Raw genomic sequence first — 8832 nt, forward strand, 5'->3', positions numbered from 1 at the left:
GGGCCGGACGAGAAGCGGCTCGGCTCGGCCCTGTCCTTCGACACCACCTTGGACGAGGTCGGGTTCATGGTCGGCCCGGCCCTGGCCGGCGTCCTGGCCGTCACCGCGCACCCGGCCTCGGCTCGCCGTCTGAGCGCCTCAGGATGAGGAGTTCATCGCCGCCAGACCCTTCGCCAGGTCCTCGGCGTTCATCACGGGAGCGACCTCGAGCTCGGCGTTGAACTGCAGGAACAGGTCCTCCATCAGCGGCGGCATCTGCGCGCTGTCCTGCAGGTCGAAGACGATCGACCAGGAGCGCACGCCCTCGTGCAGGCCGAAATAGGCCGCCTCCGGCTTCACCTTGTCCATCAGCTGCTTGATCGCCTGGGGCAGCGCCCCGGTCTTGATGCCCTCGTTGGTGGCGGCCGTGTCCATGTGCGCCCTGAGCATGACTCTCATGCGTGACTCCTTCCGTCACGCCCACCCTCGGCGCGGTAGGGGGCGCGACAACATTTGCGCCCCCGTCCGGGTAGGGCCCGGCGCGCCGGGTCAGGCGCCCTGGATGTGGAAGTTGAAGTCGGCGTGGCCGAGCGCGCCCATCAGGCGGAGCCAGACGGGCAGCAGCATCTCGGTGCCCCGGGCCGTCTCGATGCCCCCGAGGTCGAGGACGCTCGCCGGCGGCCACCCGAAGGAATGCAGCAGTTCGCGCACGGCCTTCTTGGCTTCCGCGTCCTCGCCCGAGAGGAAGACGTGGTGTTCGCCCGCGACCCGCGCCGGGTCCACCATGATCTGGCAGTTCATCGTGTTCAGCGTCTTGACCACCCGCAGCCGCGGGAAGGTGCGCTGGATCAGCTCGGCCAGGCTGTCGTCGTTGACCGGGTCCAGGACCGGCGGGAAGCCCCCCGAGAAGTCCAGCGGGTTCGCGATGTCGATGAGGACCTTGCCGTCGAGGTGGACGGCGTCCGCCTCCGTCAGTGCGGCGATACCGGCCCGCCCGCCGGTGGCGTTGACCAGTGTCTCGCCGTCCCGCGCCGCCTGCGCGAAAGTGGCCAGCCCGACCGCGGGGTGGGCCTCCTGCCACTGCGCGTACTCCGAGCGGCCGAGGGTGGCTTCCGGTTCCCTGGTGCCGATGACCACGTGGTGGCCGAGGCCGTCCAGCCGGGCGGCCACCGTACGGCCGACGATCCCGGTGCCGAGGACTGCGTAGTGCATTGCGGAGATCCATTCGTCGAACGGAGGCCGGGCACCCCCGGGCCCGGTCAGCCCAGGATCCCGACATCGTAGAAGAACCGGTACCGGTTCGGGTCGTCCGGGAGGAACCAGTGGAAGCCCTCCTCCAGGAAGACCGCCACCAGGTTCACGGCGATGACCAGCCCCAGGAACCACAGCGCGACCGTCCCCGCCGAACGCAGCGCCCCCGGGACGGTCGCCGGGACGGCGCGGTCCGCCGTCGCGTGTGCGAAGGCCAGGGCGATGCCGACGGCGACCACCGAGACCTGGAAGAGGATCCACGCCCACACGTACAGGTGCAGGCCGAACACCTCGCTCCCGTAGCCCTTGTCCCCCGGCAGGATGTGGAGCGTCGTCTGGCGCCAGGACGCGAAGGAGCCTCCGGCCACCGCGACCAGGGACAGGCCCCAGCCCGTCATGTAGACGCGGCCCGTCACCGTGCCGCTGAGCAGCGCCGCCCGGATGATGTACGCCGCGCCCAGGGCTGCCAGCAACATGAACATCCGCTGCACGAGGCACAGCGGGCACGGGTACTCCCGCATGCCGACCTGGTACAGGAGGCCGCCGCAGACGACACCCGCCCAGCCGACGGCGAAGAGGCAGGCGAACCAGTACTGGGCCCGGCCCAGCAGGCCGCTCTCGGGCGGGGCGTCCGGCACGAGGCTGTGCATCGTCGCGGCCACGGTCAGTAGCTCAGCTTCAGGGCGAGACCGCTGGTGATGTGGTGCGCGGTGAGCAGGGTGACGGCGATCAGCACGACCCACCACGCGCCGAGCACGACCATCCGTGACGCGCCCCGGTACAGGGCGACCAGCGTGGCGAGGAGCCCGCCGAAGATCAGGGTGTCCATGCCGCGGACCGTACCGAGACGGCGACATCACGCCTGCGAGGCGCGCCCCCGGTTACGTCGGTTGCCGCGTCGGCCGCGGCCGACGCGGCCCGCACCGGGGCCGCCGAGGCTCCGGCCGTCCAGGCCGATCCAGACCCGGACCTCGGTCCCGCCGAGCACCGAGCGCCCCAGCCGGACGTCGCCGCCGGTCGACTCGGCGACCCGGCGCACGATGTCCAGGCCGAGGCCCGTCGAGCCGTCGCGGCCGCCGTCGTTGCCGCGGCGCAGGGCCGCGTCCGGGTCGGAGATGCCGGGTCCCGCGTCCGAGACCAGCACGATGACGGCGTCACCCGCGTCGTGGACGTCCACCGCGAAGGGGGTGCCCTCGGGGGTGTGCCGGAAGACGTTGCCGAGCATGGCGTCGAGCGCGGCGGCGAGTTCCGGCCGGGCCACGGGGATCCGTACCGTGCGGTCCACCCCCGCGAGCCGCACCTCGCGGCCCTCGTCCTCCGCGAGCGCCGACCAGAAGGCCATCCGGTCGCGGATCACCTCGGAGGCGTCGCAGCCCGCGCCCGCACCGGCCCCCGGGCCGGTGGCCGGGCGCTGCTCCCGGGCCGTACGGATGATCGTGTCGACCTCGCGCTCCAGCTGTTCCACGGCCGTCCTGGTCTGCTCGGCGGCCGGTCCGTCGCCGAGCGAGGCCGTGTTGAGCCGCAGCACCGTCAGCGGGGTCCGCAGCCGGTGCGAGAGGTCGGCGGCCAGTTCCCGCTCGTTGGCGAGGAGTTCGACCACCTGGTCGGCCATCGCGTTGAACGCGACGGCCGCCGAGCGCAGTTCCTTCGGCCCGTCCTCGGGCACCCGGGCACCGAGCCTGCCCTCGCCGAGCTGGTGCGCCGCGTCCGCGAGCCGTTCGGCCGGCCGGACCAGCCGGGCGCCGAGCCGGTCGGCGACCCCGACCGAGCCGATGATCAGGGCCAGCCCGACGCCCGCGAGCACCAGCCAGGCGGTCGCGACGCCGTTGCTGACCTCGCTCTCCGGTACGAAGATCTCCACCACGGCGATGTCCCCGGACCCGAGCGCGGTCGGCTGGAGCAGCGCCGAGCCCCCGCCCGTGACCGAGGCGGTCGTGGCCCGCCCCATCCGCCGGGTCTCCGCGACGGCGCGCTCACCGGCCCGGCTCCGGCCGATGTCCACCGCCGGGCTGTCGCCGATCGCGGGCACGTGGACGGCCATCCGCCGGGCGGCACCCATCTGCGTGGACTCCACGGCCTTGCGCAGCTGCACCGGGTCGGTGGTGATGGACAGCGTCGGCCCGATGGTGGCGGCCTGCCGCTCGGCGTTGGAGAAGGCCCGGTCGCTGGCCATCTCCTGGACGACGAGCCCGAGGGGTACGGCGAAGGCCACGACCACCATCGCCGTGACCGCGAGGCACACCTTGACCAGGGCCCATCTCATCGCGTGCTCACCGCGGCGGCTCCAGCTTGACCCCGACCCCCCGCAGCGTGTGCAGGTAGCGCGGCCGGGCGGCGGTCTCGCCGAGCTTGCGGCGCAGCCAGGACAGGTGGACGTCGATGGTCTGGTCGTCCCCGTACGACTGCTGCCAGACCTCGGCGAGCAGTTCGCGCCGGGCCACGACCACCCCGGGCCGGCCGGCGAGGAAGGCCAGCAGGTCGAACTCCCGGCGGGTGAGGTCCAGTACGGCCCCGTCGAGCTCGGCCTGGCGGCGCAGCGGGTCGATGGCGAGGCCGCCGACGCGCAGGACGCGCGAGGGCGGTTCGGCCCCGGCGGAGGCCCGGGCGCGGCGCAGGACCGCGGACATCCGGGCGGAGAGGTGTTCCACGGAGAAAGGTTTGGTCAGGTAGTCGTCGGCGCCGTCGTTGAGCAGCCGGACGATTTCCGCCTCGTCGTCGCGCGCGGTGGCGATGATCACGGGTACGTCGGTGATGCCGCGCAGCATCTTGAGCGCCTCCGACCCGTCCAGGTCGGGCAGTCCGAGGTCGAGGATGACCACGTCGAACCGGTGATGCGCGACCTCGCGCAGGGCCTCCAGGGCCGTGCCGACGCTCCGCACCGTGTGCGATGCCTCGGTGAGGTGCCGGATGAGGGCGGATCGTACGAACTGGTCGTCCTCGACCACGAGCACACTTGCCATGGCCCGCACCGTAGTCCATCCGGGCGACCCAGCGGGGTGTCGGGACACTCTTGGGGCGGGTGGTGCAGTATGTGCCTTGATGCTACGAGGACTTCTTCATGCCACGGCTTGGATGCTGGCGACCGGTGCGGCAGTGACGCTGTCGTGGTGGGGCGTGCACACCGTGATGTCGGGGACGGCCTACGATCCACCGCTCGCGGTACCCCTGGCCGGCCAGCCGCTGTCCTCGTCGACGCACAAGGCGCCGACGCCCGGGACCCCGTCGCAGTCCGCGTCCCCGTCCCCGTCGCCCTCCGGATCGCCCACCCCGGAGGCGTCACCGACCGCCGGGGCCACCCCGGGGAAGTCCCCGAAGCCGTCGGCCACTCCCAGCCCGTACCAGCAGGCCGAGGGGCAGGATCCGGGCAAGGTGCAGGCCTATCCCGTGTCGGGCGGCCGCGTGGTCTTCTCGCTGGGCGCGTCCACCGCCGAGCTGGTCTCGGCCACCCCGGCGGCCGGGTGGCGGATGCAGGTGTGGAAGCAGGACTTCTGGATCCGGGTCACCTTCACCCGGGACGGCCGGGAGGTGTCGGTGTTCTGCACCTGGCACGACCACCCGCCGATCGTGGAGATCGTCGACCCCTGAGCCCCGGCCCCCGGGGGCCGAAACCCCCGGGCGCCCGGCCGCCTAGGCCGGAACGGTGCCGACCAGCACGAACTCGTTGTACGGGAAGACCTTGCCCATCGGGCGGGGGAAGGGGAAGGAGTAGGTCCGCCGGACGGCGATCCCGGCCTTGCCGGCGTGGCTGCGCAGCTCCTCGAAGCCGACCCAGCGGACGTGGGTGGCGTCGGTGCGGTAGCCGAGCTCCTGCGGGGTGATCATGACGACCGAGCCGCCCGGCCTGACCAGCGGAAGGTACTGCTCCAGCAGCGAGCCCGCGAGCTCCTCGTCGATGTGCTCCAGCACGTGCGCGATGAGCAGGCTGTCGAAGGATCCGGGCCCGCAGTCGGGGGCGGCGGCCAGCTCGTCGGGGGTGTAGGCGTTCAGGCCGCGCTCACGGCAGGTCTGTACCGAGTGCGGGTTGTGGTCGACACCGACGCTGTCGGGTCCGCAGTTGAGCAGGTTGCGCCCCAGCCCGCAGCCGACGTCGAGGACCCGGCCCAGCTGCAGCCGCTGCAGGTTCCACCGGTACGGCGCCTGCGTCGGCACGAACCGCTTGATTCCGGACTGCTCCAGGCGGGCGAGACGCTTGGTGTAGTCGGAGGTGGCGGTGCTGGGGGTGTTCGGAGCGCCCGAGGTCGGGGTGCCGGGGGTGGGGACATCAGACATTGCTTTGCCGTCTCCTGAACGCATCATAGAAGGGGCGACCCTCCCAGGGGGTCTACAGGCTACGCAGCGCGGGCACCCGACGGGAGTCCTCTGCGGATCTTTATGTGCGGAAGCGCACTCCACATGGGCGGTGCGCCCGTCCTGCGGGCACGCCTACCGGAAGACCGAGGGCGGCGGCTGCGGCGAGGCCACTGCCGAGGCGTCCGCGACCGGTGTCGCACCGCCCGCGAAGTCCGCCAGCGCCCGGCCGTGCTCCACACGGCCCGGGTGCGGGTCGCTCGCGACCCGGCGGGTGAATTCCGCGACCGGCAGTTCACGGTCGGCCGCCACCAGGACGCCATTGCCGAAACGTTTCCCCCGCCAGACTACCGGGTCGGCGGCCAGCGCCAGCTCCGCGAACCGGGACGCGGCCGTCGCGATCTGGCTCCGCAGATGGGCCAGCGGCGGACCGTCCGCCAGATTCGCCACGTACCACCCGGTGGGCGCGAGGGCACGGCGTACGTCGTCCAGGAACTCGGTGCTCGTCAGGTGCGCCGGGGTGCGCGCCCCGCTGAACACGTCCGCGATCACCAGGTCCGCCCAGCCGTCCGGGACCTTGGCCAGACCCGCCCGCGCGTCCACCGCGCGGACCCGGACCCGCGCCTGCGGATCCAGCGGCAGGTGTTCCCGTACGAAGGCCACCAGAGCGGCGTCGATCTCCACCACCTGCTGGGTGGAGCGGGGGCGGGAGGCGGCCGTGTAGCGGGCGAGGGTGAAGGCGCCGCCGCCCAGGTGCACCACGTTCAGGGGCTGGCGGGCGGGTGCGACCAGGTCGATCAGGTGACCGATCCGCCGCTGGTACGCGAAGTCCAGGTACCCGGGATCGTCCAGGTCCACATGCGACTGCGGGGCCCCGTCGATCAGCAGGGTCCAGGCGCCGGCCCGCTCCCGGTCCGGCTCCAGCTCCGCCCGGCCGCCGTCCACCTGCCCGACGACCGCCTCGGCGCCGCCGCGGCCGCGCTGCTTGCCCTTGTTCCTGTCCTTGCCTGCCACCACCCCATTGTGACGGTCGGCGGCCCGGACACCTCAGCGGCAGTTGTCCGCGGCCTCGATCAGCCGGGCCGCCTCGCCGAGCGCCGCGCGCAGCACGTCCGGATCGGTGACCGGCCCGACGGCCTCCGGCGGCAGCAGCCAGCCGGTGGCGCCCGCGGCGGGCGAGACGGCGTCGCCGAAGCGCATCCCCCGCCCGTTGGTCTGCGTACACGCACTGCCCGGCAGGTCCCAGGCGTCGGCGGTGCCGGACGGGACGAGGAAGCCGAGGGTGTCGCCGGAACCGTCGTGCAGGACCGGGCCGACCCCGCCGGCCTGACTGGCCGCGCGGCGGATGATGTCCACCGCCTCCAGCCCCTGCCGGGTGGGCACGGTCACCAGGTCCGGGGCCGCCGCGCCGGGCTCGGACGCGGTATTCGTTCCAGTGCTCTCCATGCAGCCCTCCATCAAGGGAACCCCTCCTCGATCCGTATCCGCATGGGTTCAACGCACGGGAACGTCAACGGGTGCGGTGGCAAGACGCCGCAAAGGATGGCAGTTCATGGCGGATCGCGGGTGAGATATCCGTTTTGTAGGCAAACATCGCATGAACACCCTGCCACTGGCGGTACGTTCATGCGCGCCGGACCCCACGTCACAGCGCCGGTGCAGCGTTCCTTGCCAGAGAGGCCACGTCCATGGCGGCGTCCCCCCACTCACCCAACTCCACGTTCCGGCGGCTGCGCGGGCAGCACTCCCCGGCCGAGTTCGCGGCCCTGGTGCGCCGGGCGGCGAAGGAAATCGGAGAAACGGTTTCCTGCGACGCGCGCTACATCGGCCGGGTCGAGTCCGGCGAGATCCGCTGCCCCAACTACGCGTACGAGCGGGTCTTCCTCCACATGTTCCCCGGCCGCGCCCTGGCCGATCTGGGCTTCTCCCCCCGCGAGAGCGTCCGCGGCCGCTCGGCCCAGCGCCACCCCGCCGCACCCTCCGTGCTCACCCCCCGTTCCCCTTCCAGTTCCAAGGAGAGCGACGTGCTGCGTCGCGCGTTCATGGCGGGCGGCTCCGCGACCGTGGCGGCCGCGACGCTCAGCCTCACCCTGCCCGGTGACACCCGCCGGCTCCCCTCCCGTGCCGGCGAGTCCGAGGCCGCCGCCGTCGAGGACGCGGTACGCCAGATCCGCCTGCTGGACGACCGGCACGGCGCCGACGCCCTCTACCGCAGGGCCGCCGAACCCCTGCGCACCGCCTACGCGCTGCTCGACGCGGGAGCCACCCGGCAGTCCACCGAGGACCGGCTGCACGCGGGCGCCGGCGAACTGGCCGTCTCGGTCGGCTGGCTGGCCCACGACTCCGGCCGCTTCGACGACGCCCGCTCGCACTACGCGGAGGCCCTGGCGACGGCCCGGGTCGCGCGGGACGCGGGCCTGGAGGCGCACGCCTTCAGCAACATGGCCTTCCTCGCCCGGGACTGCGGCCGCTCCCGCGAGGCGGTACGGGCCGCCCAGGCGGGCCTCCGCGCCGCCCGCTCCCTCGGTTCCCCGCGGCTGCTGTCCCTGCTCGCGCTGCGGGAGGCCGGCGGCTGGGCGGGGCTGGCCGACCGCAAGGCCTGCGAGGAGGCGCTGACCCGGGCGCACACGGAGTTCTCCCGGGGCGAGTCCGACAACGACCCCGAGTGGATGTCCTTCTTCGGGCAGGCGGAGCTGGAGTCCCTGGAGGCCCGCTGCTGGTCGGCACTCGGCGAGCACGCCCGCGCGGCCCGGCACGCCCGCCGCGCCGCCGACCTCCAGGATCCCCACTTCGCCCGGAACGTCGCCCTCTACACCGCCGAGCTGGCCGGCGACCTGGCGCGGGCGGGCGCCCCCGACGAGGCCGCGTGGGCGGGGGGCCGGGTGCTGGACCTCCTGGCGGAGGTCCAGTCGACGCGGGTCCGTTCGATGCTGGCGGAAACGGCCGGCACCCTCGTCCCCCACCAGCGCTCCCCCCGCGTCGGCGCATTCCTGACCCGCCACGCCTCTGTCTGAGCCCGCGGCGCCCCTGCGAGGTGCGGATCCCCTGCGGGGGGCTCGGCGGTGTACGGGGGTGGGGCGGTGCCCCGCACGAGGGTCTCCTCGGCCGGTCCCCTGCGGGGTGCGGATCCCCTGCGGGGTGCTCGGCCGTGTACGGGGGTGGGTCGGTGCCCCGCACGAGGGTCTCCTCGGCTCGCGCCTGCGGCCGTGGTTGTGCCGTTCGGCCTGGGTTGCGCGCTCGTCCTGCGGGGACCCTCCTGCGTGTCCCCGCCCCACGCCGGGGCTTCGGCAGCCCGGGCGGAGGGGAGTGGGGACG

The 8832-nt window shown here is 73.4% G+C and carries 11 protein-coding genes; 2 read left to right on the forward strand and 9 right to left on the reverse strand.

Annotated elements, in window-relative coordinates:
- Positions 1 to 138 precede the first annotated feature (138 nt).
- The 6 genes from ACWGE1_RS06165 to ACWGE1_RS06190 form a co-directional block, all read right to left on the reverse strand.
- On the reverse strand, positions 139 to 438 hold the full coding sequence (locus ACWGE1_RS06165; RefSeq protein ID WP_453419358.1) for a hypothetical protein: 300 nt from the start codon (positions 436 to 438) through the stop codon (positions 139 to 141).
- Positions 439 to 528: 90 nt separating this feature from the next.
- Positions 529 to 1191, reverse strand: a complete 663-nt coding sequence (locus ACWGE1_RS06170; protein ID WP_453419359.1) for an NADPH-dependent F420 reductase — start codon at positions 1189 to 1191, stop codon at positions 529 to 531.
- A 47-nt stretch (positions 1192 to 1238) separates the two neighbouring features.
- On the reverse strand, positions 1239 to 1892 hold the full coding sequence (locus ACWGE1_RS06175) for a disulfide bond formation protein B (RefSeq protein WP_453419360.1): 654 nt from the start codon (positions 1890 to 1892) through the stop codon (positions 1239 to 1241).
- Between the two features lie 2 nt (positions 1893 to 1894).
- Complete coding sequence (locus ACWGE1_RS06180) at positions 1895 to 2059, reverse strand: DUF5993 family protein (RefSeq protein ID WP_453419361.1); 165 nt, start codon at positions 2057 to 2059, stop codon at positions 1895 to 1897.
- 27 nt (positions 2060 to 2086) lie between these two features.
- A complete protein-coding gene (locus ACWGE1_RS06185) occupies positions 2087 to 3493 on the reverse strand; it encodes a sensor histidine kinase (protein WP_453419362.1) in 1407 nt (468 codons plus the stop codon).
- Between the two features lie 7 nt (positions 3494 to 3500).
- Complete coding sequence (locus tag ACWGE1_RS06190) at positions 3501 to 4190, reverse strand: response regulator transcription factor (RefSeq protein ID WP_301370931.1); 690 nt, start codon at positions 4188 to 4190, stop codon at positions 3501 to 3503.
- 79 nt (positions 4191 to 4269) lie between these two features.
- Here ACWGE1_RS06190 and ACWGE1_RS06195 point away from each other — a divergent pair, with 79 nt between their 5' ends.
- Positions 4270 to 4815 (forward strand): hypothetical protein, encoded by a 546-nt coding sequence (locus tag ACWGE1_RS06195; RefSeq protein ID WP_453419363.1) that lies wholly within the window; start codon positions 4270 to 4272, stop codon positions 4813 to 4815.
- A 42-nt stretch (positions 4816 to 4857) separates the two neighbouring features.
- On the opposite strand, the gene ACWGE1_RS06200 is transcribed toward ACWGE1_RS06195, so the two are convergent.
- The 3 genes from ACWGE1_RS06200 to ACWGE1_RS06210 form a co-directional block, all read right to left on the reverse strand.
- Positions 4858 to 5499 carry a class I SAM-dependent methyltransferase gene (locus ACWGE1_RS06200; RefSeq protein ID WP_453419364.1) on the reverse strand — a complete coding sequence of 214 codons (642 nt, stop codon included), beginning with the start codon at positions 5497 to 5499 and terminating at the stop codon, positions 4858 to 4860.
- A 153-nt stretch (positions 5500 to 5652) separates the two neighbouring features.
- Entirely contained in the window at positions 5653 to 6531 is an 879-nt protein-coding gene (locus ACWGE1_RS06205) for a spermidine synthase (RefSeq protein ID WP_453419365.1), read from the reverse strand.
- 33 nt (positions 6532 to 6564) lie between these two features.
- Positions 6565 to 6963, reverse strand: a complete 399-nt coding sequence (locus tag ACWGE1_RS06210) for a hypothetical protein (protein ID WP_453419366.1) — start codon at positions 6961 to 6963, stop codon at positions 6565 to 6567.
- A 242-nt stretch (positions 6964 to 7205) separates the two neighbouring features.
- Here ACWGE1_RS06210 and ACWGE1_RS06215 point away from each other — a divergent pair, with 242 nt between their 5' ends.
- Positions 7206 to 8531: a tetratricopeptide repeat protein gene (locus ACWGE1_RS06215; RefSeq protein WP_453419367.1), complete on the forward strand. Its 1326-nt coding sequence runs from the start codon at positions 7206 to 7208 to the stop codon at positions 8529 to 8531.
- Positions 8532 to 8832: the final 301 nt, after the last annotated feature.

The organism is Streptomyces sp. NPDC054932, from assembly GCF_053610205.1.